Here is a 26,589-nt window from a genome sequence, read left to right as displayed (position 1 = left end):
CTATGCAGTATAATTGCGCAGCCATTCATCACTTATCATTCATCACTTATTACTAATTCGAATCATATGAAATACCAGGTAATTATCATTGGCGGCGGTCCTGCGGGCTACACAGCTGCCGAAACAGCCGGCAAAGCCGGACTGAGTGTTTTGCTTTTTGAAAAGCAGAATTTAGGTGGAGTCTGTCTTAATGAAGGATGTATTCCTACCAAGACTTTGCTCTATTCGGCAAAGACGTATGACGGAGCGAAACATGCTTCCAAATATGCTGTAACCGTGCCGGAGGTCTCTTTTGATTTGTCGAAGATAATTGCCCGTAAGAGTAAAGTAGTGCGTAAATTGGTATTGGGAGTGAAAGGTAAACTTACTTCCAACAATGTAACGATTGTACAGGGCATGGCTCAGATTGTGGATAAGAATACGGTTCGTTGTGGTGAAGAGACTTACGAATGCGAGAATCTGATACTCTGTACCGGCTCTGAAACCTTTATTCCTCCTATCGCAGGTATTGATACGGTGAATTACTGGACGCATCGCGATGCGCTTGATAACAAAGAATTACCTGCTTCATTGGCTATCGTTGGCGGTGGTGTTATTGGAATGGAGTTTGCTTCCTTCTTCAATAGCCTTGGCGTACAGGTGACAGTGATAGAAATGCTGGATGAGATACTGAACGGAATGGATAAAGAGCTTTCTGCCTTGCTTCGTGCCGAATATGCGAAACGAGGTATCCGATTCCTCCTGAGCACGAAGGTTATTTCTCTGTCGAAAAATGAAACAGGAACTGTAGTCTCTTATGAGAATGCCGAAGGCTCCGGTAGTGTGATTGCAGAAAAGCTACTGATGAGTGTAGGCCGTCGTCCTGTCACCAAAGGTTTCGGACTCGAAAATCTGAAACTGGTATTGACGGAACGTGGGAACGTTGCCGTTAATTCTAAAATGCAGACCTCCGAACCGGGTGTATATGTCTGTGGCGACCTTACAGGCTTTTCGCTGCTTGCCCATACGGCGGTTCGCGAAGCAGAAGTAGCTGTACATACCATTCTTGGTAGGGACGATGTGATGAGTTATCGTGCTATCCCCGGTGTAGTATATACCAATCCGGAGATTGCCGGAGTGGGGCATACCGAAGAAAGTCTGCTGGCAAAAGGTATTCCTCATCACATTGTTAAATTGCCCATGGCGTATTCAGGCCGTTTTGTTGCTGAGAATGAAGGCGTAAACGGCATGTGCAAACTATTGATCGGTGAGGATAAAACGATCCTGGGTGCCCATGTACTTGGTAATCCTGCTTCCGAGATTATCACCCTTGCCGGCATGGCAGTGGAGTTAAAACTGACAACTACGGAGTGGAAGAAGATTGTATTCCCCCACCCCACAGTAGCCGAAATATTCAGGGAAGCCCTGTGATTAAGAAACTAAACGTATGCAAAGAATTTTCCTATCCCTTATTTTATTCTCCTGCCTTCCGGTTTTATGGGGGCAGGAGGTTCTCTCTTCCCGTATCAACTCATTGTTGAAAACCTTGCCTGAGGGATCTGAAGTCGGTATATCTGTTTATGATCTTACTGATAAGAAGCCGCTTTATACGTATCGGGATACTAAACTTTCGCGCCCGGCATCGACTATGAAGCTGCTGACTGCTATTACTGCCCTTTCCCGTTCGGATGCCGACGAGCCGTTTCGTACCGAGGTCTGGTACAATGGAGTCATAGAGCATGATACTTTGCGTGGAGATTTGTATGTAGTAGGAGGTTTTGATCCCGAATTTGATGAACTTAGTATGGATACGCTGGTAGATGCCATCATTACTTCTCCTTTCTCCGTTATCGATGGGAGGATCTATGGAGATATTTCCATGAAAGACTCCCTCTATTGGGGGAGCGGATGGGCATGGGATGATACGCCGGAAGCTTATCAGCCTTATCTTTCTCCGTTGATGTATCACAAAGGAATGGTGACGGTAACAGCTGCTCCGGGTGCAGTTCAGGGCGATACGGCACGGGTTTCCTGCTATCCGGAGTCCTCTTATTACAGTCTCAGCAATGCAACCCGGACACGTACTCCCTCTGCCGGGAAGTTTACCGTAACCAGGGGATGGCTTGAAAATAAGAACAATATCACGGTCACAGGCAATGTAGAGGGGAGGCGTAGCGCAGATATTAATGTGTTCTCTTCACAGGACTTCTTTATGCATGCTTTTCTTGAAAAGCTCCGCAACAAAGGCATTGAGGTACCTCTAAACTATGCCTTTTCTGTTTTTACTCCCGATAGTTCATCCGTTTGCATGGCGCGTTCGGAGTGCTCTGTACAGGAGGTAGTTACCCAGATAATGAAGGAAAGCGATAACCTGAGTGCAGAGGCTTTGCTTTGTCGTCTGGGGGTACAAGCTACCGGGAAGAAGTATGTCTCGGCCAAAGAGGGCATTGCTGAGATAAAGAAGATGATAAAGCAGCTGGGACACAATCCCGACCATTATAAGATAGCCGATGGGTGTGGACTATCCAACTATGACTACCTCTCTCCTGCCCTTTTGGTCGATTTCCTTAAATTTGCCTATTCCCGTACGGATGTGTTTCAGAAACTCTACAAGGCTCTTCCCATTGCCGGAGTAGACGGAACATTGAAGTATAGAATGCAGCAAGGAAAAGCCTGTAAGAATGTTCATGCCAAGACAGGTTCCTATACAGCAATTAACGCCTTAGCAGGCTATCTGAAGGCTGCTAACGGGCATGAAATAGCCTTTGCCATTATGAATCAGAATGTACTTTCGGCAGCCAAAGCAAGAGAGTTTCAGAATAAAGTGTGTGAGGTGCTTTGTGAGTAGGGAATAAAGCTCACTCTGCCGTCTGTCTCTGACAAAGGAACGCCTTGTATTTTTACTGTCGGTCTGTCCATCTCTTGTGGGATTACAATTTCTGCCTTTGTCAGTCTCCCATATTTCCACTCAATCGTTACCTGATAGCCGTTTCTTGCCATCAATCCTTCGATTTTGCCTTCCGGCCATTCGGTAGGCAGGGCAGGCAAGAGGTGTATAAAGCCTTCGTGAGATTGTAATAACATCTCAGCAAAAAGCCCAGAAGTAGCCATTGTAGCGTCTACCTGCATATTTCCCGATTGATTGGACATCATGTTTTCGTAACCACTTTCTTTAATCATCCGGTTGAAAGTTCCGATAGCCTGATTGCCATCGTAGAGTCTGGCCCATAAAGCGGTACGCCATGCCATAGACCAGTTGCCTCCCGTGTAAGGCCATCTGTCGCCAAATTTACCTTTACCCCTCATCTCTAAAGATTTCCGGACAGCCTGGGCCAATGCAGGTGTTTGGGTGTATGATATCCTATTTCCCGGATACAAAGCATAAAGGTGGGCAAGGTGGCGATGATGATCGTGTGGGTTGTCCACATCATCTATCCATTCCTGCAATTGTCCATAGCGTCCTATCTTCAAGGGTAGTAGCTTATTTTTAGCAATGAGCAGCTTCTGGCGGAATACAGAATCTGTGTTCAGGCATTCTGCTGCTTTAATTACGTGGGTATATAGATCATATACCATTTCTATATCCTGGTAGGCGGGCATGGTAAAAAGTCTTCCTTCCGTTTGCTCGCCGTTTGTGGTAGAATATTCTACCGGAGAACCGTTTTTCATTTCAATGCCGTGTTCTGCTGATACGGAAGGGGCAATAATGAAATATCCCTGATATTCTACCATGTTTTCCAGCCAGAATTCGGCAGCTTCTTTCATAATAGGATATCCTTTTGTTCTGAGATACTCTTTATCTCCGTTGAAAGCATAATGTTCCCACAAGTGCCTGCAATGCCAGGCAGCTCCTGAAGGATAGAGTCCCCACAGGATATCATCACCGGGAACGGTGTGCCCCCATATATTTCCGGTAGAATGGCTCACCCAACCTTTCGTCCCGTAATATTCGCGGGCTGTTTGCCGTCCGGGTTCTACCAGACCTTCAATCCATTCCAGATAAGCCTCTTCACATTCCGGTAATTGGGTCGGTCCGCATCCCCAATACATCTCCTGGAGATTGATGTTGCTTTGGAAATTTCCGTTCCACGGAGCCTTTTCAAAGGTATTCCATACACCTTGCAGGGTAGAAGGTAGTGTGCCGGGGCGGGAGGCACTTATCAGCAGGTAACGGCTGAGGTTGAACCCTAAAACTTTCAGAGAGGCGTCGTCGGTAAATCCTTCCTGCAATTGTTTCACACGTACATTGGTTGGAAGTTGTTCGGAAGCCGTGTCTCCGGTAAGAGTGAATCTGACCCGATTGTACAACGTCTGATAATCGGATATATGTGTGTTTTTGACTGTCTCGTAGCCTTTTGTAATGGCTTTTGTTATTACCTTCCCGGTATTTTGTTGCGGGTTCTCTCCTTTATATAGGGGGTATACAGGAGCATATTCAGTGTCGACCGCATAGAATACAGTGGCTTCATTGGCTTTTTCTACTACAATCCGTTGATGGGCTACTTTGACACTTCCGCCTTGCTGAACAATTTTAATACGGATGGTATAGCCTAATCCATTTTCCCGGATGATCCCATTGAAAGTAAGTCCATTCTCACTTTCTATGATCTCTTCGGGCTGATAGACGAGTGAATGGGAAAGAGAGAAACTAATCTTTCCTGCTTTATCGGCCGTAAAATGAAGTGCCATCAATTTATCAGGATAACTGCAGAAATACTCACGGTTAAACTGTACACCTCCCTGTGTATATTCAACGAAACCACGGGATGTGGATAGATCGATACCGCGCAGGTAATTTTGTACGGGCTGTTTGTTTTTGCCAAAGTCAATCCACAGATTACCTACCATTGAAAAATAGCCATAGTTAGTATAATCTCCGGTCATGTAGATACGGGAGAGGGAATCGGCTTCAGCAAACCGGCGCTCTACTATTAACTGCCGGATAGTGGCTATCTTGTCCTTACCTCCTTTGATTATTCCGTAATTAAAATCGGAGGCAGCATGAGGACCTCCTGCCCAGAATGTTTTTTCAGCGATATCAAAACGTTCCTTCTCTACCTCCCCGTAAAAAGAGGCACCCATATAACCATTGCCGATATGTAAAGCCTGTTCGGACCAGCTTTGGGCCGGATAGCGAAACCATAATGTCTCATTGGGGGATAAGCATTCATTAGTTGCATACAGGCGTATTGGTAAGGTGGCAAGAAAAGCCATTATCGGGAGTAGCAGAAGAATTTTGTACCTCATAATATCTGTATTTACTGGAAATCTACCGAAGAAAAAGCGGGTGTATCAGAAGTCTTTTCACCACAGAGTAACACAGAGTTTCACAGAGTAGTATTTATCTGATGAAACGCGGATGATCGCAGATGAACACAGATTAAAAGACTGTAGTTCTTTATCATATATTTGTTTTCCTTTGCGAAAATCTGCGTTCATCTGCGTTTCAATAAAGATTTAAACTCTGTGGAACTCTGTGTTACTCTGTGGTGAGTTTTAATATCTGCCAAAAAGAGCGGAAAGGTTTACTTCTTTACAACTCTAAAGCTTGCCACTTCTGATTCACATTGAATTTTCACTATATAGCAACCGGTAGAAAGGCTGTTAAGGTGAACAGACCGTACGCCGGAAGCTAAATTTATGTTTTTCAATGCCTGTCCCATCATATTGTAAACAGTAACTGTAACATTGGCTCCGTCATTGTCTTTTAAGTTGATGAACAGTTCATCTTCTACAGCAGCAGGATAAACGGATATGTTACCATTGGACTGGTTCTTGCTGATTCCTGTTCCTTGATAGGTAGAATCGTAGAATTCGCGAATCAATCCGTATGCCTGGTCTTCCATACCTGCATCCTGACCCAATGCCCAGATACCAATACCTTTGAAGCCGCCTTTGGTAGTATAGTCATATTTTAAGCGGAGGCTCTGAAGATCCTCGGCATAAGCCACCATATTGGCACCGTCTTCGGTATACTTATAAACATTACATTTTGCTGCGTCATCCCAAGTGATATCATTGTCTTTGGCATACTTGGGTACATCACCTAAAGTAGCTGTTCCGAATTTTGATCCGTTCTTGTAGATATTGCCATAGTAGGGCCATGCGATAACAATGTCAGATGCAGGAATGTCGATATCCAGCCAGAACTGCTTGATTCTTCTTTGTGCATCGTTCAGCGGGCAAGTGAATGTTTGTCCGATGTTGTACATCATGATAGTAAGGTAGTCGGCACTTTTGAGCATTCCTTTGAAATCCCATTCATTGCTTTCATTTCCCGGATAGGTAGCAATAGAAAGTTCGAAATCCGGATTGATTTTGTCGAGCTCTTCTTTTATATATTTAGCCAGTTCATTATATTTTGCACCGTGATTGGGGACGGAGTTGTAAAACTCTTCAATATCCATATTAATACCATCCAGGTTGTATTTGTCAACAAACTTAGCTATGGCAACGGCTGCAGCACGCATCTTTTGTGAATCGCCAAACAGATCTACATAGAAAGCTGTATTTCCACCGTCACGAACATTACCGGTGATGGCAGCCAATACTTTCACACCATTTTTGTGCGCTGCGTTAATAAAGTCAATCCAGGGCCATTTCAGGTCGATACCTTTATCTTCGAAAGTGGGGGTATAACCTCCCTTGTCGATTTCAAAACCAATAGGAGCAATATGAGTGAGGCCTTTCCAGTCTACTTTGTCAATAGTGGTAACACTGAACCAGGGGAACCAGCCGAATACTATCTTATTGTTATAGTCAGTACACTTCTGTGTATAGGCTGCTGCGTCGAGCTTGTTGATTTGGCGGATTGTCATATCACCATCCGGGTCAGAAGATTCAGGAACTACATCTTTCCCGTTACTGAAGTACAGTTTGGTGATTTGCCCGTCCAGTTTATTTCCGTCAGTGGCTGTCGGTTTCAACCGGATGGCTACGATAAAGAAGTTATTTCCTACACTAAGTGGTTGTTTACCTGCATTATCTCCATCACGTAACTCCAGTTTACCGGTACCCGGGCGAAGTGCCTGGTAGTTCATTGTGAGTGATTCGTCTGTGATCTGTGCTTTGTCACCGGCATAGTACACATTGATAGTAGCAATATCAGTCAGCTTGGTTGTACCGTTCAGCGAGAAGTCCAGTCCGGTAAGTGACAGTTCGCCTGCACCAACGGTGTTTACTTTCAGAGTAAGCAATTCAATGTTGTCTTCTTTCGCATAGGCATTACCTGTCTTCTGAGAAACCATACTGCTTTCGATAGTCATTTCGCCTACTTCTTCAAAGATCTTCAGGTCGATGTTTTTTACTTCAGCTTCCGTTGCTTTAAAAGTAGCCGGATAAGCACCCTGTAAATCGGGAACATTGGTATCTGTTACATTCTGGAAATCATAATAGGCCACTAAGTTGGCTTTATCCGGGTGTGTATCGAGCACTTTATAGCTTTTCCATTTAGATATGGTTTCAAGGCTGAGAGACTTGTTCCATACTCTGACTTCATCGTAGCAGGCAAGAGAAGCACCACCCAATACGAATGGCGCGTCAATGTCACCTGTGGTAGGTTTGAAGAAAGCATTAGAGAAAGACTGGCGGATACCGTCGATATAGAGAATGATAACTCCTTCGTCGGTGCTTGATTTTGTTCCGTCATAAACTAAAGCCACATGGTGCCAGCCACTTTTCGGATAGCATCCGGCAGATGTTTGTGCATAAGCACCATCTCCGTTAGCCTGCATAACGTAGATCTGTCCATTTTTTTCTACCTGTACCTTAATACGGTTACGCTCGTCGGGTTGCTCTTTTTTGAAGATAATGAAACGATCGGCCAGCTCATCCAGGGTTATATTCACCCATGCCTCTATGGTGTAAGCTCCGGCTTTGTTGAGCTGTGTGATATCTCCGCAATCCAGATAAGCATCTCCGGCATTTACGTTCAACTTGAAACCTTTGTTACCTGTCGTCTGGGCAGATACATTGAGAATGCCTAACAAAAACAGCAGGCATAAAAACAAATTCTTTTTCATTTGGTATCTATTTTAAATTAAACAAAGTTTATTCTTCAGGACTGTTAGGGTCGTATATCTCGAATACCCCCGATTCGGTGGTAGGGCTGTCTACCACTTTGTTGTCGGTAGCAATGGCTTTTACTACCAGTCTGTATTTTCCTCCCGGTACAATCGGATCACCGTCATAATCTACATTGAATCCTTCACTGAAGCGGAAAGAACATTGGTTCTTGAACTCTTTCTGGTTAGGATCTTTCTGAGGATACGTTACCTGAAAAGCCCTGTCGGTATGTTTCATGGCCTCTTCGGCATAGAGGGTACTTTTTTCTTTGATTACCCAGAAGTTAATATTCTGTATCCGGGTGGTATCCCCTTTGAAGAAATAGGTTACTTTTATATCAGAAAGTTTACTTTCCGTACCCACATTCCATGTGCGTATGTTCCATACATACAGATAACTGTCTTTTTTTGAGAAGTCATCTTCGTTCTTGTCACAAGCAATGAATGAGAGAGTCATTAAAAGCAGAAGTAGCTTGAATGTTGATTTCATATCGCTTTTATTTTTTAGTAGTTTCATATCCTGGATTCTGTTCCAAATTTGAGTTCTTTATAATCTCTGTCTGAGGGATAGGGCAAAGGTTATGGGCTTCACTAATGTATTCACCTCCCTTTGAGTTAATCTCTTTACTGACTCTTTTTACCGTCTCTACAAGTATTCCCCAACGCACAAGATCGAATCGGCGATGCCCCTCATAGCATAATTCACGGGCACGTTCGTCACGGATAAAAGATTGAAATTGTTTGTAATCCAATTCTTCTATTTCATCTACCCCTGCCCGTTCGCGAATTTCATTGATTGCGTCATAAGCCTCTTGGGTAGGTCCTCCTTTCCATTCGTTTAATGCTTCGGCATACATGAGAAGAACGTCTGCATAGCGGAATACGGGGAAGTTCAGTCCGTCGTGGTCAAGCATTTGTTTACCGGTCCTGTCCCAGTATTTAATGATGGCGATACGGCTGTCTTTAAAAGCCTGTCCCCGCCAGGTCTTGGCCAGATTGTGTTCAAGGCGCAGGTCCCATTCATCGTATTTATCATAGAAGGAAGTAGGGGCTGAACTTCCTCCCAAACCATTGAACTTGTCCCATTCTTCTTTGCTTGGACCCAGATACCACAGCATACGGGCCGAGAAGTCGGTATAATCGGCATTGAACTGAATAGAGAAGATGTGTTCCTGCTGGTTCTCGAATGCCTGTGAGAAGATGTCGCTATAGTTGTCGAACAGTTTATATTTGTTCAAGCCCATGATTTGCTCACAGGTCTTTGCTGCATTTTCCCATTGTTCTTGCAGTAAGTACATTTTTGCCAACAGGGTAAGTGCGGTTCCTTTACTGGCTCTTGCTACGATGGCAGGGCTTTTCTCTAAGATGTCCGATACTTCAGTGAGTTCATCAATGATGAAATTTGAAAGTTCTTCCCGTGTGGCTCTCTTTATATTCTTTACCTGATCCAGCGAGGTTATTTCATCTTTCAATAAGGGCACGCCTCCCCAGTAAGTCAATGCATGATAATAGTAGAAAGCACGTAGAAAACGAGCTTCTGCCAGCAGCGAAGTACGGCGGCTCTCATCAAAGGTTGATTTCTTTATGCGGCTTATGGTTGTGTTACAAGCGCCGATTGCCTGATAAGTGGTGAGCCACCAGTCACTCCACCGGTTTTCACCGGAAGTCCATTGATAATTGGCTGAGCCACCTGCACTACCGGATATATCGGTACCTTCAAAGGCAAAGCACCATCTGTCCTGACTGTAATATCCTGTTCCATTGAGGAAACTGTAACATCCGGATACGGCAGCTTCCGCCCCATCTGCCGTTTCAAACAGTTTACCGACGCTGAGTTGTGATATAGGTGTTTTATCGAGCATGTCCAGGCACGAGCTGCAAGTAGCAGTCAGGATGCACAGTGCCATTATCTTTAGTTTTTTCATGATTCTTTTCATTATAATGTGATTTTAAAGCCAAAAGTATAAGTTCTCGCTGAGGGATAAGCGGTAAAGTCCATACCCCGTAGCACGTTGGCCGAATAGACCTTATAACCGCCTTCCGTTCCGGTATTTACCTCCGGATCGTATCCTTTGTATGAGGTGAACGTGAACAGGTTGGTACCGGTAACGTAACATTGCAGTTCCTGAATCGTCTTATTCTTTTTCCAGCTCTTAACCGGGAAGTTGTAATACAAGCTGATACTCTTTATTTTCAGATGTGAACCATCATGAATCATGTAGGTAGAAGGCTGGTATTCGTCATTGGAATAGAGTTTAGGATAATTTCCGTTGGGATTGTCGAGTGACCAGAAATTCTTTACCCGTTTGTACTGATTTACAAACCGGGGGTCGACTGTGGCATACAGGAAGTCACCTCCTGCAAGTATGTCATTTCCATACGTTCCCTGTAAAAATACACTTAGAGTGAAATTCTTGTAAGTGAACGTATTGTTGATACCTCCAAAGAAATCGGGATTCGGGTCGCCGATGGTTGTCTGGTCTTCAATGGAAACCACGCCATCCCCATTAATATCCCGGTAGATCTTTTGTCCGAGTGAAGCGTTTGGCTCATTACCGGCTTCAATCTGTGCACGTGAGCGGTAAATGCCATCCATAATATAGCCATAGAATACTCCGACGGGCTGTCCTACCTTTAACCAGGAGTAAGGATGTGTACCCAAACCCGGACGGAAAGTATATTCAAAATCTTTATCCGGTCCCATTGCTAAGACTTTATTTTTATTTGTAGAGATATTAAATTCGGTAGACCATGTGAAATCTTTTGTAGCGATATTGGTAGTACGAATCATAAGCTCTACTCCCTGGTTTGAGATTTTACCTACATTCATGAAACCATTCTTGAATCCTGAGATATAGGGGAATTCCACATCCAGTAAAAGATCTTTGGTTCTTTTAGAATAAAAGTCAAGTTCTATATTCAAACGTGAATTGAAGAAAGAAGCCTCCACACCAAAATCGAACTGGGCCGTTGTCTCCCATTTCAGTTTGTCATTACCCAGACGATCGGGGATGTATCCGATTTGCGGAATGTCGCCCAGCATCACATTTTGTTGTTTCATCAACGGTAATGTCTGGTACAGTGCAATATCCTGATTTCCGGAAAGACCATAACTGAATCTCAGTTTCAGGTTATTCAGTTTGGAAAAGCGCTTCATGAATTTCTCTTCCGAGAGTCTCCATCCCAAAGCTACGGAAGGGAAGAAAGCAAACTGGTTATCTTTGCCTAAACGGGATGAACCATCGTATCTGCCTACAAGCGAGAGCAGGTAACGATCGTGAATAGAGTAGTTGATACGTCCCAGATACGAAATGATGGCCCATTCGGAAGCAGAGCTGCCTATCTGGCGGGTTTTGGTTTCTGCATCAGAGAGGTTGTTCCAGTCCAACAAGTCATTGGTGAAGTTTTTCCCGTACAGGCTTAGCCCTTCGTTACGTCCGAATTGTAAAGTATATCCTCCCAAAACAGTCAGGTGGTGTCCTTCGGCTATCTCTTTCATATAGTTGGCTGTGTTTTCCCATAAGATAGAATAACCTTCTCCCTGATTGATCCACGCTTCACCTTTGGTTTTATTCTGCATCATGGTTGGGAGTGAACCGGGTTTGTATTCATTTGTTTTACTGGTACTGGCGTTCAATCCTAAAGAAGTTTTGAACTTCAATCCTTTTATGGCTTCCCAGTCTGCAAATATACCTGCATAGACAGTGGTCGATAATTCTTCTTTCTTACGCAGGTTAAGCTGTGCTACTACGTTGTCAATCTTGTTGCTTACCACACGTGAAGGGCTGTCTGCAGCATACGAACCGTCCTCATTATAAATAGGCATGGTCGGAGGAGTTGCCAGAGCCGAGCTTTGGTAATCAAATCCTCCCAAACTTACCAGATTGGGTTTTCTGGACGAGTGGGAAAATTGGAAATTAGCCCCGATATTTATCTTATCACCTATCTTTTTGTCCAAGTTGAGGCGGGTCTGATAACGTCTGATTCCGGATCTTTTGATGACACCCTCCTGATCGAACATACTCAATGATAAATAGTAACGGGTATCTTTACTTCCTCCCGAAGCTGCTACCTGATAATTCTGCATCAGAGCCATTTGGAGTATTTCCTCCTGCCAGTCAGTACCTTTTTCATAGATACTGGGATTCTCAATAGAAGGTTCTTGTCCGGCAGCCACATCCTGTTGATTCAGCATTTCGGCATATTCACGTGCATTGAGCATTTCCAACCGTTTGGCAACATGCTGGATACCGACGTAGGCATTCACTGTAACATTGTTGCCACCTTCAGTTCCTCTTTTAGTCGTAATGATAACAACACCATTGGCACCTCTGGCACCATAAATAGAAGTAGCTGCGGCGTCTTTCAGAATCTCTATTGATTCTATGTCATTGGGGTCAATCAGGTTCAGGTCGCCTGCACCGATAAATCCGTCTACAACATACAAAGGCTGATTACTTGCCGAAATAGAGTTACCACCACGAATCAGGATATTGGTAGCTGCACCCGGTTCACCGGAAGTGTTAGTGACGTGTACGCCCGATACTTTACCGGTCAGTGCCTGATCCAGACGGATTGTAGGAACATTGTTTATATCCTTTTCTCCGATGCGGGCTACAGAACCCGTCAGGTCTCTTTTTCTCATCACACCGTAGCCGATAGCCACTACTTCATTCAGCATATGGCTATCTTCATCCAGCTGTACATTGACTACCGTTTTGTCCTTTACTCTTATATCCTTTTGTTTGTAACCGATGTAAGAGAACTGAAGTTCGGAATTCTTGTTTTTCAGCTGGATTGAGTAGTTACCCTCCATATCGGTCGTTGTACCTTCATTACCATTTTTAACCCGGATGGTAACTCCTACAAGTGGTTCGTTGGTAGTATCTGTAACTTTTCCTTTGATGATAACCGGTTTGCTTGCGGCTACCTGTTGCTGTGGAATGATGACTACTGATTTGGATTGTATGCTAAAGCTTAATCCTCTTGGAGTGAGTACCGTTTTGAGGACTTCCAACAGGTCTTTGTTTTGTACAGAAACCGTTATATCCTTCCGGTTATCCAATACTCCTTCACGGTAAGAGAAAGAGTAATCGGTTTTGTGTTCTATCTCATTAAAGAACTGCTTCAATGTGGCATTGTTAAGTGAGAGAGAGATTTTTTGCTCCTGGGCATTAATGGCGGATACGAATCCGGTCATTAACAATAGAAGCAGTATTATGCGAAATTTTCTTGTACTCATAATGATTTTAAGTATTTTATCATAAGTGATTTTCAGGTGTTTTTACTTGTTAGTCAGATGTCTCGTTTTTCTTTGTCCTTGTCCGTTCTGTAAGTAGTACACCGATTGGCTTTATTTGTAACATCTCTTTTTTTATGTTTTATAACATATTACTTTTTATTCCGTCACTCTCTTTTTCAGCTCCTCGATTGTAACATCAACCTGTCTGCCTGCTTGTACCTGTCCCTTGTAAGTGGCTACGCGAAGCATCGATGCATTTTTAGGAACAGAAAGTGTATCTGTATACATATTGGAGTAGACATCGGGGATTGTATTGTCGAATGTATAGAACAGGCTTAGGCCTTCTACTTCTGTCTTCAGTTCTATTTTCAGTTCGTTCTTTTTATCCCGGTGCGGACAGATGATCGGATCATAAATGCTACGGGCATAGTTAACTCCGGATTGGTCGAAGCGTTCAAATTGTTGTTCTACTCTGTGGACAAAGAATTTCCAGTTACGTAGCCGGGCATCGGTCCATAATGTCTCGGATATAGCTAAAGCACGGGGCCAGACCATGTATTCCACCTGACGGTAGTGAGGTACGGATTCTGTCCAAAGGTTTCCTTGTCCGCCCATTACTAAAGACGGATTTATGCTGTCGGGGATAAGCTGATATTTGTAGCAATCCTGCAGGCGAAGCATAGCATAAGTATTCGGTTCAACAGCCGGGTCTCCCTGATAGAAATCCAGGTAACAATGATCGCTCGGAGTCATAATAACCGAGTGTCCTTGGCGGGCAGCTTCCGCACCTCCCTTTATACCTCTCCATGACATTACAATTGCTTCCGGAGCTAAGCCACCTTCCAGTATCTCATCCCATCCGATAATTTGTTTCCCTTTTTTCTGAACCATGTCGGCCACCCGTTTTATAAAGTAGCTTTGCAGTTCTTCCGAATTTTTCAGATGTTCTTTTTGTTTTCGCATCCGGCATTTGGGACATTTCTCCCAAAAGCCTTTATAACATTCATCGCCTCCGATATGTATATATGGGGAAGGAAAAAGACGGGCAACTTCAGAGAATACAGAATCAAGAACTTCAAACGTCCGTTCATTGCCTGCACACAAGGAATTTTCTACTTTTGTATAAAATGTATTTCCTACATTCACATGAAAAGGGCCACCCGTACAAGAGATTTCCGGATATGCCGATAGAGCAGCCATACTGTGTCCGGGTATATCTATTTCGGGCACTATCGTAATATAGCGTTTCCGGGCATAGTCTACGACCTCCCGGATGTCTTCCGGAGTATAAAACCCTCCATAGCTCAAAGAGTCGGTAGAAAGTTGGGGTTCTCTCTCCCACCAGTTACCTACCCGGGGAGCTCTCCATGCACCGATATTGGTCAGTTCAGGCAGTGATTTTATTTCAAGTCTCCACCCCTGATCATCGGTCAGATGCCAGTGAAACACATTATATTTGTATTCTGCCATTTGGTCTATGAACCGCTTCACTTCCTGTTTGGTAAAGAAGTGCCGGCTGACGTCAAGCATCAGCCCGCGCCATGCGAACTGAGGTTTATCGGTGATTTCCACACAATTGATGTACCATGTTTTCTGTGGCTGTACTGTTTTCGATTTTATTTCCGGAGGGAGTAGTTGAAGAACAGATTGTATGCCGTTGAATATACCATGATGCCTGTATGCACTCAGCACGAGTTTCCCGGAGGATACGGACAACTGATATCCCTCCTCTCCCAACTCTTTATAATCGCCTAATTGAAAGACGATTGTTCCGGAGTCACCAATCGGTAAAGAGAATCCGGTAGCATCACTTGTCTTTTCGTTGAAGTATTCTGCCAGGGCTACCATTGCCGGGTCAGAAGTATCTATTCCGATCGTTGTTTGTCCGGTCATACAGAAACTGCCCGGTTTGAGTTCATACGAGTTTGGCAGAGGAATAATCTGTATAGACTCGTTGGGTATGTTCTCTTCCGGGCTTTTGCAACTTACGCATCCCAGCAGGAAGAGGAACAGAAAGAGATTGATAAGTTTCATTCTTTTGCTTTTTTAGATATGTATTTGGCTTTACCTGTTTGCATATATTCCCAGACTCCTTTCACCCATGAATCCACGCGTGCTTTTTCTGCCGGACTATCTGCCAGCGATTGTGCTTTACGGATATACCCTTCCAGTTCCTTCATTACCCGGTCTGTTCCGAGGTATTCCCATGCTATTGCTTCTGTCTGGTGAAACTGTGCATCTTTAGTCTGAATGTCCAACGGATAATTTTTGGAATCACTGTATACCTGTTCTATTTTGTCATAGAAGTTGCGCATGGGGCGGGCTGCTTTACCAAAATAAGAGGTGAAGAATTCATTTAGCAGGTGGTCTATGTCTAATGTCGGATTATCATAGAGTTTCATGGTGGCATAGAAATCAAACTGCTCTCCTATTCCACAAAGGAATATGCCTCGTACACCATCCCGGGCGTACATTTTTGTTTCTTCGGCCACCTGGTGGATACTGAATCCGGGAAATACGTTGAACCCCTGTACCAGTCCGCGTTCGGTTGGGAAACACAGGTAATTCCACAGATAGACGGGGCGATGGCTCTTCCTGCTTTCTTCAATCCAGTCTTTGTAGAAATCAGTTTCATTCTCTTTCATCTTTGGTGCCCAATAGTTGCGTGGGTGAAGGCAGGGGGCTACCGATATGTTATCTTCCAGTTCTATATCCTCAGGCAGATAAGCATATACATGATAGGCGAGGGCGGCTATCTTTTTTCCGGGATGCGTTTTCTTTACCTCTTTAGCCACATTGTTGACGAAGGTCCACAGGTAATGGGTGGCAGTACCGCAATTGAAGTGTTCTCCCCGGATATTATCTTTATCAATAGCCAGTTGCCGGCTGCATTCTTCACATTGGCACCAGTTGGCATTGTCAAGCGGAACCACTGCAAAATAGTCTCCTAAAGCTATTTGTTCACCTTTCAGGGGCTGCCCGTCAAAATAGTCGCAGGCATCTTTGGCCACCTGTTTGATAAATGCCTGATTGGTATAACAGAACTGGCGTTCGTGAGGTCCTCCGGTACGTCCGACGGCAAAATATTCGGGATGGTAACCTTCGAAGAGTTCCGGACGATCCGGGTTCTTTTGAAGGAAACGGTCCTGATAAGCTGTGAAAGCATGATTGGCAGCCCATTTCTCTCCGCCGAACCGGATTCTTCTGAGGAATAGCTGGGTCATCTCCGGCGTAGCTTCAAAATATTGTTCTTTCATCATCGGCCAATCAAAAGAATAGCTACTGTCTCTGTATTTGATTGCAGGAGAACGCATCACTCGGGTTGGAGCCAGTTTCAGTTGCTTCTGTTTGGGGACAATCACATTTAGCGGAGCCGGACCATAGAAACGGACACCCAGATAGTTCTCAACGAAGTCATATACAGCATAACAAGTTCCTTGTGCATCATAAATAGACGGCAGCGTCAACTCTACGTTGGCCGATGAATTACCTGTCAGCTTTGAGTAGTTAATTTTTAACCGGTCTTTTGAGGGTGTTATACCGTTGTTATCGCGTCCCCCATCACTGTCAGAGTTTTCGTCCTGTCCCATCAGAACGATTGTTTCCGGAGTGATTTGTATCAGATATTCCTGTGGTTCAAAGTGTATTTTATCCGTATATTCACTGTTACCCACATAGATAATCCCGGTGGGTTTCGATGGTAATTCATTCACTATGGGTACGTGTATCCCCAATGATTGTTTTACGAAATATTGCAGTTCGTGTGCTGCAAGCAGTGCCGGTGATGAAGCATGTTTACCCGTCAGTATCACGGTTCGGCCTTCTTCTATCACAAAGGCTTTCCGCGCTGAACAAAGGATCGGCAACATCAGTAAGGCGATATACATTATTATTTTCTTCATAAGCATTTTTTGTTTAAAAAAGGGCATAGCAATGGCTTGGAGCCACCCTGAGAAGGCTCCCTGTCAATTGAATTGATTAAAATGAATTTGGATATTAAGAAACTGTTTTGATTATTTTTATCAGCTTCTTAAAAAAAGGACGGAACGGTGGAGGACGAAAGGATTTTTTTAATCGGTATTTTTCATATGCTTTTTTGTTTTTAGATTATGTATATGTCATTATTCTCTATTTTAAATTTCAGGTTATAGTGCATGCGCAATATATTCATCATTTCCTGGATGGAAATCATCTTGAATTGTCCTGTGAAGTTGTCGTTCACTAAACTTTCTTTGTCGTAGTGCATCGTTACTCCGTACCAGCGTTCTATTTTCCGGAAAACCTCTTCCAACGGTTCTGCATTGAATGCAAGTATACCTTGTTTCCAGGCCAGTTCGGTATCTCCCTCCATGATGGAGATAGTACCTTGCCGATCGCTTCTGGAATAGATAAACTTCTGTGAAGGCGTCAGATAAACAGGCTTAGACGGACAGCCCTGCATCGTCAGTTTCACTTTTCCTTCCATAAGTGCGGTTTCTACAATATTCTCATCATTGTAAACCGAGACATTAAAAGAAGTTCCCAATACCTCTACATCGAAAACGGACGTTTTCACAATGAAAGGCTTCTCCTTATTGGGAGTGACCTCAAAAAAGGCTTCTCCTTCCAGAACCACCTCTCGCAACTTACCATTAAAGTCCGGAGTATAAGTCAGTTTAGATTCACTGTTCAAATGAACAATTGTTCCATCAGGCAGTGTAATACCGGCTCGTTGTCCTTTGTTGACAGATACGATATTGGGTATCTGCTTGTAATGGTCCATTTCCTTATAGAAATAAACCGTAGAGATGATTAATACGGGTACCAGAATAGAAGCTGCAATGGTCGACGCCCGTTTGAACCAGACGCGTCTCATATCCTTCTTTATCTTTTCGTTAACCAGTCTCCGGGTCCGTTCTTTCGCAGCCCGGGGCATAACGTGGATATTCAGGTCTTTTTGCCAACACTCATTTAGCATATCCCCGACACTGTTATCAGAATCATTCTGAATCTGCTGTTGCAATTCATTATATTCTTCTTCGCTGATGCTGCCGCGAATATATTTTTCAAGTATATTATTCTGTTTCTCCATAATCAATCCTGTCCGTTTATAAGTGATACACAGAAATACGAATCATGTAACATATGTATCCTTTGTTATTAACTTTTTTTAGGTTTATCACTAACTCATAAAAAAGAGAGCGAAAGAAAAGCCGATTTTAATGAGTTCTTCTCTAAGTACTTTGAGTGCGCTACTTAATTGATTTCTGACAGATTGTTCGGAGATACCAAGTTTCAAAGCAATTTCCTGATTTGACAATCCTTCTTCTTTACTCATTTCGAATATCATCTTTTGCCGCTTACTCAGTTTATCTTTGGACTGGAGGACCTGTTCATTCAACTCATTGAAGTTAAACTCACTTTCTGTGGAGTTTTCTCCTCTTTCCGCCGCATCATCCAGTTGAGTTATGTATTCGTCATAAGAAAGCAAGGTGAGCCGGTTTCTCAAATCGTTCAGAAACTTATTTTTGGCAATCGTGAAGAGAAAAGAACGAAAAGAATATTCGGGAGATAAGTGTTCCCGCATCTGCCAGATTTTTAAAAAGACTTCCTGCACAATTTCCTCTGCCATCTCCGACGAATGTGTCAGGTTGTAAGCAAAGCCATACAATCTATCTGCATAAAGGTCATATAATTTATTAAAATCGGAGTATGAGCCCTTCTGTAAGCCTATAATGTATTTTTTATCCATATACAGAGAGTGTTTTTGATAGTACGGGCCAAAGTTATGGAAATATATTATAAAGGAAATAAATTCGATTGAGAATTATAATGTTGCTCGCATTAAAAAATCGAATTGATACAGGTGTATACTGTCGGTTACCTCATTTTCTATGTTAAATTTGTCCAGACTGGCAACATATTTAGGATAGTTTTATCCTATCAGTATAGATGGAGATTAGACATAAGAACATAAGAACAAATAAGCTGTTTATGGAGGTTATACAGAAAATGTGTTCTTTTGTTCTTATGTCTGAAAAATAATAATTAGTTCGTGTCTATTCAAAGTACATACTTACTTACAATTTGACAAAGTGACATTCCTGATCCTTTAGAATCCTCTAATTAAGGGAAGGTTTCTTGCAAGTAATAAAAATCTTCGGCATTTCTGGCTTCTATTATTCCTATTGTATGTTTTTTTGGAGAATTGCATGACAAAAACATCTTGTTTTTTTGATATTTATTACATAATTCAACTTTATGAAATTCTTTGATATACTTTTAATAGTTAAGATTGGAGTGAATTTAGCCATCAGTTAGCGTCTGAAAACGTCTTTTTAGGCAGTTTTATTTTTTCTCGTAGAGTCTCGAGTCGTTTCTCTACGAGGTTTGAGTTGTTTCTCGTAGAGGAACCGAATTTATCATACCGGGAAAATTAGGATAACACGCCGAATAAATGTGCATGATTATCCAACTAAAGAAAGATTATGCGATAGAATACGCATAATAATTGATATTATTATGCATTTTATTCTCTAATTGCAGTAATAATTAGAATAAGGGTGTCATGAAAATCAGCCATATAGGAACAAAAAGACAGGATAACTACATTTTTCGAAACCTTTATTAGTCCCATCACGATATTGCATTCAATGCCACCAATACCGGCTCATCAGTCCATTCGAATTCCGTTTTTAACCTAAATAGCCAACGAACTATAAGATTGTACACTTTTACCATGCAATATTGTACACTCTTGTCATATAAGATTGTACATTCTTGTATAACAAAAGTGTACAATCTTATAAGTGTTGATTATCAGTCTGTTGCAAGTTCGTGGCCTTGTAAAGTAGATGAAGTGGTGTATGTCTTTCAGTGTCTTTTTATTTTAATTCGTTTCCTTTACCTATTCATGAAAGAACAATATACCTCTGGCTATTGTTTCTAATTCTCATATTCATTGATTTGTAAAATTTGTTTTATTTCTATTGGTCAATTATAGAATTACTTCCTAAAACCAATAGGATTACGAGGTTTAGATTGTTTCTTCTTGTCTGCCAACTGTGAGAGTGCAAGGTAAACGTTATCGAATTCTTTACGGTTATCCTCAGATAAATCATTGATGGCTTCTAACGTTTCTTCTCCCAGCCTTTCTATCATAGCAAATGCTTTCACTCCTTGATGTTCCAGTTCCTCAATACGATGTTTAAGGTACTCTATCTCTTTGGTATTACTTTCATTGGTTAAGACGAATTGTCGAACACTAACAAATGCGCGCATGATATTAATGTTCACCTTTACAGCAATGGGAGATCTTAATACGCTACTTAGCATAGCTACACCTTGTTCTGTAAAAGCAAAAGGAGCATAGGCACTAAAGTTATATTGGGGTGTGCCAGCTTGGAATACCCCACTGGAATACAGACTATTAGCTTCTTCTTTCGTTAATTGAAACATAAAATCTTCCGGAAAACGTTCCATGTTTCGTCTGACAGCACGTTTTAATAAACTCGTTTCTGTACTATACAATTTTGCTAGATCAAAGTCTAACATAACTCTACTTCCTCGTATCTCGTAGATCTTACTTTGAATTACTTGTAGTTCCATTTATTACCACTTATTATTGATCAGAGATTTTTATTCATTCGTCTCAGATATTTACTTTGATCAGGGGTGAGTAAGAATGTTTCAACTTATCGAAATCAACCTTGAACCTCGATTAATTAGTTCCCTTCAGTCATTGGTGGTATATCAAATGAGTTTGTCACGTCATTAAAGTAATAGTATTTTCCTTTTTCGAAAGATAATCCATAAAGATTAATAATAACTTTCTTTTTGTTTTTTCTTGTTACAACAATTTGATCGGATGCTTCAATGTCCTTACTTAGAAATATGTAATAGATTTCATCTTTTTTATTAAGGCTACAAGTGCTGTGTATATTACCAAGATATCCTGAGTATTCTATTGATGTGGTATTGCTTGCGTCAAATATCAGCATGAATGATGAGTGTTTAGCTGTCAATGTTATTGAAGTAGTTTCTTTTGTTATCGTAACTTTTTCATTAAATGACATAGACAGCGTATCAATAGACGCTTCAGAACTTGTAGGAATAGATGTACCATATATATTATAGGTTCCCTCTACTAATCTAATTCCATCCTTATTTCCCCAATACCCATTAATAGTTGTTGGTTTAGGCGTATCTTTTGTACTTAGGGATAATGAATAAGTTGTCGGAGTCAATAACTTGGTTTTTACATATTTATTATAGAAGTTAGTGTATAGATCTGCTCCGGATCTTGACATGCTTCCACTTTCCCAAAAATCATAATCAATGTTTACTGTTACTTCTTCTGGAACGAGGTTGTCCTGTTCTTCATTACTGCATCCGGCTATCGCCAATGTAGTCATCATTAATAATAAAATCTTTTTCATTGTTTGCATGTTAATAAGTTTGATATTTATTCCTGTTTCTTTAAACTATTGTAGTTGTTTACTGTATCATTCTAATCTTTGGAACAAGAAGTGAGAGTAATTGATAAGGAATAATGAGGATTGTTTCATAAGTTTGTGTGTTTTGATTAATATTGTGCAAATGTAATAAAAAATACAACAATGTACAAACTTTTTTATAAATGTTTGAATAGGTTTCGTTAGGATGTTCCTTAATATTTTTGTGTTTCTTAATTATCAGGTGAGGTAACCACACTAAAAATTTATGAAAATAGAAGTTCATTCAAGTTGTTGTAGGCAGCTCATATGAACTTCTATTAATTGGGTGATGCTATCTATATCTGAGTTGTGGGAAGTATTATTTAATAGATAGTGAATGTTCCATTTCTTTTAGCCTTTCCAAAAAATTAGGATCCGCATAAGCGTTCAAGTAGTTGTAGAACGTTTTTTCTGAAATTAGATGCTTTGGCCAAATGTATCGTCTCAGGATTTCTCTGTTTGATAACCCCGATCGTGCATATGTGTCATATATATTGTTAACATCTCTGACTTTATTAATATAGCTGAAGCCTGTGCATTTTTTTTTCATTTTATGAATATTCTGAAAATTAATAATAGTAGTGTCTGTTTTTAATGCACGATTAGTTGAAACAACTTATTAGATTGTTAACTTGAATGTTTCCATACAATCTTTCACCTTTTCACTTTCATGATTTGTCAGGCTTTCTGTTCGCAGGAATCTACTTCGGTTTTCCAATTGCCATTCAGTTAGTAAACTGGCGATCCTGTCTGCCAGTTCAAATCCATGTAATGCAACTTGTGTGTCGTTTTCTGCGGTATATTCTATTATGTGCAGGCGTAACTGCACTTCACACGTTTGTTTGTTTCCACAAAGTGTTTTCCAGGTAGCTGGTAGGAATTCAATAAATACAGCTGGTGTTGGAAATGAGGCTTCGTTACCGGATTCGGTAATGGAAGTCTGCCAAAGATCAATGTGTTTCACTACTTTTTTTCCTGTTTCCGAATCGGTTAGTGTCTTTAGACAGTCTGTCACTGTCTCGAAAAGTTTTTTTCTCATAATAATTTATGTTTAAATTGTTTTTAATATTTCACTGTAAAGGTGCCTATTAATCGCTAATAAGAGAAATAACAGTGTAACAGTTACATACTTTTGTGTAACCATTACACTGTTATTTGTTTTTGAAATTTTACCCCGTTATGTTTGCATCATCGAAGCGATACGGACAGTACAGGTAGCCGTTACTGTTTCTGTTCGTTTTAATGATAAAACGGTAAATTATTAACAAATTTAATTTTTTAAATTATGGAAACTGGATATCAACATGGAAGTGATATGCTTGTGGGCATTGTAACCGGCGAAAACACATTCACTCCACTGGGACACAGTAAAACGTGTACAATTACTAACAGTGCAGAAACAAAGGAACGGGCTGTGAAACCTACTCTTACTGAAAAAGCGAAAGCCGACAATCCCGGTATGTGGAAAGAGAAGTCTGTCAGTGGCCTGTCTGTCAGTATTAGTGCCGAAGGTTTTAAGTTTTATGGTGATGAGTTGGGATACGATAAGTTGTTCGAATTGTGGGAAGCAGGCAAAGCTGTGAAAGTGCGCTATGCGTTGCGTGGTGAAGAGGCTACGAAATATCGTGAAGGAAATTTCATTATCACCAGTCTCGAAGAACAAGATCCAGGTGATGATGATGCCAGCTACACTATTTCAATGGAAAACAGTGGTCAGGTAGAATTGAAACTAATACCTGCTGAAAAGTAAATCTTCACACAGATATGCACAAAGTGAAACTTTACGGAAAAGAGTATCCCAGTCGCATGACTATGGGTGCTATGATTGACTTTAAACGTCAAACCGGCAAGGATGTAAATGACATCGGTGCTGAGCTCGAACTGCTGACTCTATTTATGTTTTGTTGTGTACGTAGTGCTTGTCGTGCCGATGGAATAGCATTTGACATGGAGTTTGATCACTTTGCCGATGGCATTAATCTGGAGGACTTTGCACAGTTCCAGGAAAACTTATCGGAAGGTGCTGAAGGCTCAAAAAAAAAGAAGATGAAAGCGTAACAGCAGAGGAACTGTTGGGCATTGCAATGGGGTGCATGGGAATGAGTATGAACGACTTTAGCCGGTGTACCCCATCTGAATTTTCTATAGCTTATAAAGTCTGGCAAGAAAAGGAACAACGATTAGAACGGGAGTCATGGGAACAAACCCGCTTTTTAGCTTGCTGTATGTTGCAACCTCATAGTAAGAGAAAGTTACTTCCTACTGATATTTGTAGGTTTTCATGGGAAAATCAACCACAAGATGAAAAGGAAGAATCTATTAGTACGAAAGATCGGTTTGACGAGATTGCAAAATTATGGGATAGATGAGATATTATGAATGGCGCTTGTGGTAGTTACCATCGTATTTATCTTCATCGCGTAGACGCTGTTTTAATTCTTCATCTTCTTTCTTTTTCTTTTCATTTTCTCGTTTTTGGGCTTTTTCTATACCGTCTGCAATAGTTTCTTTACGAAAACTATAATTGCAATAACCAATAAATAATACTAGTACGATAATTATAAGAACTTCCATATTATTAAATAATTTATATGACAAAAATATGAATAATAATGCTGAATACCAAATATATCTTACAATAAAAGAGAATATGAAGGATAGTATATCTATATTAGGCGAATTTCAAAAAACATTGAAAAATGTTACTGAAGCAAATCGTTCCTATATTCAAGAGACTATTCAATCCTTTACATTAATGGCAAGTGTAAGTAATATTTTAATTGATACAACAAATGGAATGCTATTTTTCTCAACTAGCGTTGATAACACATCGAATAAGTTGAAACAATTTCGATCTGAAGTTGAAGGACTGAAGGTTAAAATGATTGATTTTGGTGGTGCTATGTCACCATATATTGGATTGATAGCAGGGTATATTCCTTTAATTAATTCGACTATTGCTGTTTTATCTAAATTGACAAAAGTCACTAAACTTACTACTTTAATTCAAGCGGGTTTTAATAATGTTATGACTTTAGGTCAACGTGCTTTATACATCTATCAGATGCAGATGTTGACAGCGCGTGCTGCCATCGCCACCACTACCGGTGCAACGAAAGCCATGAATATTGCCATAGCTTCCAGTCCTTATCTTATAGCTGCTGCCGCTGCTGCAACTCTTGGAATTGCAATATACAAATTAGCATTAGGTAATAGCGAAACAGCAAAAGCACAGAAGCGCTTAGATGAAGCAATGACCGACATGAATAAAGAGGTATCTACGGAGCAGAATTCTTTGGATACACTTTTTGGTAGTTTGTATAAAGCTAAGGAAGGAACAAATGAATGGAAACGAGCAAAAGATAAAATTCAGGAAAAGTATGGAGATTATCTAAGTCAGTTGGGAATAGAGATAACCAATGTAGACACTGCACGTGTAGCCTATAGTAAACTGAGTACAGCTATTCTTGAAACAGCCCGTGCCCGTGCCAGCGAACGTGCTTTATCCTCGGCAGGAGATGCATTGGCTGATAAAGAAGGTCAGAATCTCACAAAAATGCGTCAGGTACTTACGGAAGAATATGGTGAAGAGACTGGTAACCGGGTATTTGAGGGTATAGCTGCCAGTATTCGGAGAGGAGATAAAGAAATTCCGGAACGATGGATGCAATTTGTCCGTAAGTTGAATAAAACAGTTGTACAGAGTTATGGAATCGCCGGCCAGGTTTCTTCTTATGTTGACAATCCGATTACGCTTTATATATATAGTATGCAGTCTGCCCGAAAGGATTATGAAAAAGAAGTGAAACGGATAAATGCGGTTTTAGGCTGTCCACTTCAAAAACCTGATACGAATACGATAACAGAGAAACCAAAATCAGTCTTCTCTTCAGAGTCGGATACTCCTGCTAAAGGAAGTATTGCGGCTATGAAAAAGGAACTTTCCGAATTGGAAAAAAGTTTGTCAAATACTACAGTTGGTACGGCTTCTATAGATATTCAGTTGAAAATTGATAGCCTGAAAAAACAAATAGCAGGTGCAGAAGACTGGATTGAAAGAGAAACCTTCAAAAAAGAGTATGGTGAGATATCTATTCCGATAGATTTTACACCTGTAGGGGGTAGTATTAGTGGGATGGTAGAGCGCTTACAGAATGATTCCATAAAAGACAATCCGGGAATGAGATCTTCCATGTTGACACAAGAAGGGTTTAAGGATATGAAATTGCCGGAGCCGGAGGTGCCAAATATGGAAAAACCACTTTCCAATATGGAGAGGTGGAATATGGCAGTGGATGAAATGGGAGAGAGAAATGCTAATATGATTGATGGGCTGGGATCTATGGGTACAGCCATGGGAAGTATTGGTGATCTTATTGGAGGGGCAGCCGGGCAATGGCTTGATTGGGGAGCCAATTGTGTTCAAGCGATAGGAGCGGCTATACCACAAATTTTGGCATTATGTACAGCACAAGGGACACAGGTTGCAGCAAATACAGCAGCGGCAGGTACGGGTGCAGCATCGGCTATGGCTAGTATTCCATTTGTTGGACCGATCTTAGCCATTGCCGCTGTTGCTAGTGTTTTGGCTGCATTGGCTTCTATTCCAAAATTTGCGGCAGGCGGTTTAGCTTATGGTCCTACTCTCGGGCTTTTTGGCGAATATTCCGGAGCACAAAATAATCCGGAAGTAGTGGCTCCGCTCAATCGATTGCGTAATATGTTACAACCTGCCGGAGGTATAGGGGGGGAAGTTGAGTTTGTAATAGACGGACGGGTTCTTCGTGGAATATTGAATAAAGTAGATAGGATTAATCAACGTACAAAATAA

Annotated in this window: 18 protein-coding genes; 5 read left to right on the top strand and 13 right to left on the bottom strand. The window is 41.5% G+C overall.

Going from position 1 to position 26,589, the window contains the following annotated elements:
• The first annotated feature begins 66 nt into the window (after nt 1-66).
• Together lpdA and dacB are read left to right on the top strand one after the other, a co-directional pair.
• Entirely contained in the window at nt 67-1,410 is a 1,344-nt protein-coding gene (gene lpdA, locus QX565_RS11960; RefSeq protein WP_221648338.1) for a dihydrolipoyl dehydrogenase, read from the top strand.
• Between the two features lie 16 nt (nt 1,411-1,426).
• Nucleotides 1,427-2,827, top strand: coding sequence for a D-alanyl-D-alanine carboxypeptidase/D-alanyl-D-alanine endopeptidase (gene dacB / locus QX565_RS11955; RefSeq protein WP_221648339.1), 1,401 nt, complete (start codon nt 1,427-1,429; stop codon nt 2,825-2,827).
• Here the strand turns inward: dacB and QX565_RS11950 are convergent.
• The 12 genes from QX565_RS11950 to QX565_RS11890 all read right to left on the bottom strand — a co-directional run bounded on the left by QX565_RS11950 (nt 2,794) and on the right by QX565_RS11890 (nt 22,797).
• A complete protein-coding gene (locus QX565_RS11950; RefSeq protein ID WP_221648340.1) occupies nt 2,794-5,226 on the bottom strand; it encodes a glycoside hydrolase family 95 protein in 2,433 nt (810 codons plus the stop codon). The two genes, dacB and QX565_RS11950, sit on opposite strands and share 34 nt — an antisense overlap.
• Nucleotides 5,227-5,504: 278 nt before the next feature.
• A complete protein-coding gene (locus QX565_RS11945; protein ID WP_221648341.1) occupies nt 5,505-8,000 on the bottom strand; it encodes a glycosyl hydrolase family 18 protein in 2,496 nt (831 codons plus the stop codon).
• A 28-nt stretch (nt 8,001-8,028) separates the two neighbouring features.
• Nucleotides 8,029-8,532, bottom strand: a complete 504-nt coding sequence (locus QX565_RS11940; protein WP_007483069.1) for a hypothetical protein — start codon at nt 8,530-8,532, stop codon at nt 8,029-8,031.
• Nucleotides 8,533-8,539: 7 nt separating this feature from the next.
• On the bottom strand, nt 8,540-9,967 hold the full coding sequence (locus QX565_RS11935; RefSeq protein ID WP_221648342.1) for a RagB/SusD family nutrient uptake outer membrane protein: 1,428 nt from the start codon (nt 9,965-9,967) through the stop codon (nt 8,540-8,542).
• Nucleotides 9,968-9,978: 11 nt separating this feature from the next.
• Complete coding sequence (locus QX565_RS11930; RefSeq protein ID WP_289292860.1) at nt 9,979-13,284, bottom strand: TonB-dependent receptor; 3,306 nt, start codon at nt 13,282-13,284, stop codon at nt 9,979-9,981.
• 156 nt (nt 13,285-13,440) lie between these two features.
• On the bottom strand, nt 13,441-15,318 hold the full coding sequence (locus QX565_RS11925) for a beta-N-acetylhexosaminidase (protein ID WP_289292859.1): 1,878 nt from the start codon (nt 15,316-15,318) through the stop codon (nt 13,441-13,443).
• Complete coding sequence (locus QX565_RS11920) at nt 15,315-17,186, bottom strand: DUF4838 domain-containing protein (protein ID WP_289292858.1); 1,872 nt, start codon at nt 17,184-17,186, stop codon at nt 15,315-15,317. Before QX565_RS11920 ends, QX565_RS11925 begins: the two co-directional genes overlap by 4 nt.
• Before the next feature lie 200 nt (nt 17,187-17,386).
• The gene (locus QX565_RS11915) at nt 17,387-18,355 is read right to left on the bottom strand and encodes a FecR family protein (protein ID WP_122201252.1); all 969 of its coding nucleotides are present in this window, start codon (nt 18,353-18,355) and stop codon (nt 17,387-17,389) included.
• Nucleotides 18,356-18,445: 90 nt separating this feature from the next.
• Nucleotides 18,446-19,015, bottom strand: coding sequence for an RNA polymerase sigma-70 factor (locus QX565_RS11910; RefSeq protein WP_289292857.1), 570 nt, complete (start codon nt 19,013-19,015; stop codon nt 18,446-18,448).
• A 1,253-nt stretch (nt 19,016-20,268) separates the two neighbouring features.
• Nucleotides 20,269-20,871: an ORF6N domain-containing protein gene (locus QX565_RS11905; RefSeq protein WP_122201249.1), complete on the bottom strand. Its 603-nt coding sequence runs from the start codon at nt 20,869-20,871 to the stop codon at nt 20,269-20,271.
• A 116-nt stretch (nt 20,872-20,987) separates the two neighbouring features.
• A complete protein-coding gene (locus QX565_RS11900) occupies nt 20,988-21,701 on the bottom strand; it encodes a hypothetical protein (protein WP_221648346.1) in 714 nt (237 codons plus the stop codon).
• Between the two features lie 676 nt (nt 21,702-22,377).
• A complete protein-coding gene (locus QX565_RS11890) occupies nt 22,378-22,797 on the bottom strand; it encodes a hypothetical protein (protein ID WP_007483089.1) in 420 nt (139 codons plus the stop codon).
• 246 nt (nt 22,798-23,043) lie between these two features.
• Between QX565_RS11890 and QX565_RS11885 the strand changes: the two genes are divergently transcribed.
• Entirely contained in the window at nt 23,044-23,508 is a 465-nt protein-coding gene (locus tag QX565_RS11885; RefSeq protein ID WP_251234436.1) for a phage tail tube protein, read from the top strand.
• A gap of 14 nt (nt 23,509-23,522) precedes the next feature.
• The gene (locus QX565_RS11880; RefSeq protein ID WP_007483094.1) at nt 23,523-23,816 is read left to right on the top strand and encodes a hypothetical protein; all 294 of its coding nucleotides are present in this window, start codon (nt 23,523-23,525) and stop codon (nt 23,814-23,816) included.
• A 315-nt stretch (nt 23,817-24,131) separates the two neighbouring features.
• Here QX565_RS11880 and QX565_RS11875 read toward each other — a convergent pair whose 3' ends face one another.
• A complete protein-coding gene (locus tag QX565_RS11875) occupies nt 24,132-24,332 on the bottom strand; it encodes a hypothetical protein (protein WP_221648347.1) in 201 nt (66 codons plus the stop codon).
• A 265-nt stretch (nt 24,333-24,597) separates the two neighbouring features.
• Between QX565_RS11875 and QX565_RS11870 the strand changes: the two genes are divergently transcribed.
• Nucleotides 24,598-26,589 carry a hypothetical protein gene (locus QX565_RS11870; protein ID WP_289292856.1) on the top strand — a complete coding sequence of 664 codons (1,992 nt, stop codon included), beginning with the start codon at nt 24,598-24,600 and terminating at the stop codon, nt 26,587-26,589.

Origin of the sequence: Bacteroides sp. 41_26 (assembly GCF_949740115.1) — a bacterium.
Classification (GTDB): domain Bacteria; phylum Bacteroidota; class Bacteroidia; order Bacteroidales; family Bacteroidaceae; genus Bacteroides; species Bacteroides nordii.
The sequence above is the reverse complement of the archived record's forward strand: the minus strand, read 5'-3'. Positions and strand labels throughout refer to the sequence as shown.

Coding starts and splice junctions, on each gene's coding strand:
- lpdA (WP_221648338.1), top strand. CDS start 67: ATGAAATACCAGGTAATTATCATTGGCGGCGGTCCTGCGGGCTACACA.
- dacB (WP_221648339.1), top strand. CDS start 1,427: ATGCAAAGAATTTTCCTATCCCTTATTTTATTCTCCTGCCTTCCGGTT.
- QX565_RS11950 (WP_221648340.1), bottom strand. CDS start 5,226: ATGAGGTACAAAATTCTTCTGCTACTCCCGATAATGGCTTTTCTTGCC.
- QX565_RS11945 (WP_221648341.1), bottom strand. CDS start 8,000: ATGAAAAAGAATTTGTTTTTATGCCTGCTGTTTTTGTTAGGCATTCTC.
- QX565_RS11940 (WP_007483069.1), bottom strand. CDS start 8,532: ATGAAATCAACATTCAAGCTACTTCTGCTTTTAATGACTCTCTCATTC.
- QX565_RS11935 (WP_221648342.1), bottom strand. CDS start 9,967: ATGAAAAAACTAAAGATAATGGCACTGTGCATCCTGACTGCTACTTGC.
- QX565_RS11930 (WP_289292860.1), bottom strand. CDS start 13,284: ATGAGTACAAGAAAATTTCGCATAATACTGCTTCTATTGTTAATGACC.
- QX565_RS11925 (WP_289292859.1), bottom strand. CDS start 15,318: ATGAAACTTATCAATCTCTTTCTGTTCCTCTTCCTGCTGGGATGCGTA.
- QX565_RS11920 (WP_289292858.1), bottom strand. CDS start 17,186: ATGAAGAAAATAATAATGTATATCGCCTTACTGATGTTGCCGATCCTT.
- QX565_RS11915 (WP_122201252.1), bottom strand. CDS start 18,355: ATGGAGAAACAGAATAATATACTTGAAAAATATATTCGCGGCAGCATC.
- QX565_RS11910 (WP_289292857.1), bottom strand. CDS start 19,015: ATGGATAAAAAATACATTATAGGCTTACAGAAGGGCTCATACTCCGAT.
- QX565_RS11905 (WP_122201249.1), bottom strand. CDS start 20,871: ATGGAACTACAAGTAATTCAAAGTAAGATCTACGAGATACGAGGAAGT.
- QX565_RS11900 (WP_221648346.1), bottom strand. CDS start 21,701: ATGAAAAAGATTTTATTATTAATGATGACTACATTGGCGATAGCCGGA.
- QX565_RS11890 (WP_007483089.1), bottom strand. CDS start 22,797: ATGAGAAAAAAACTTTTCGAGACAGTGACAGACTGTCTAAAGACACTA.
- QX565_RS11885 (WP_251234436.1), top strand. CDS start 23,044: ATGGAAACTGGATATCAACATGGAAGTGATATGCTTGTGGGCATTGTA.
- QX565_RS11880 (WP_007483094.1), top strand. CDS start 23,523: ATGCACAAAGTGAAACTTTACGGAAAAGAGTATCCCAGTCGCATGACT.
- QX565_RS11875 (WP_221648347.1), bottom strand. CDS start 24,332: ATGGAAGTTCTTATAATTATCGTACTAGTATTATTTATTGGTTATTGC.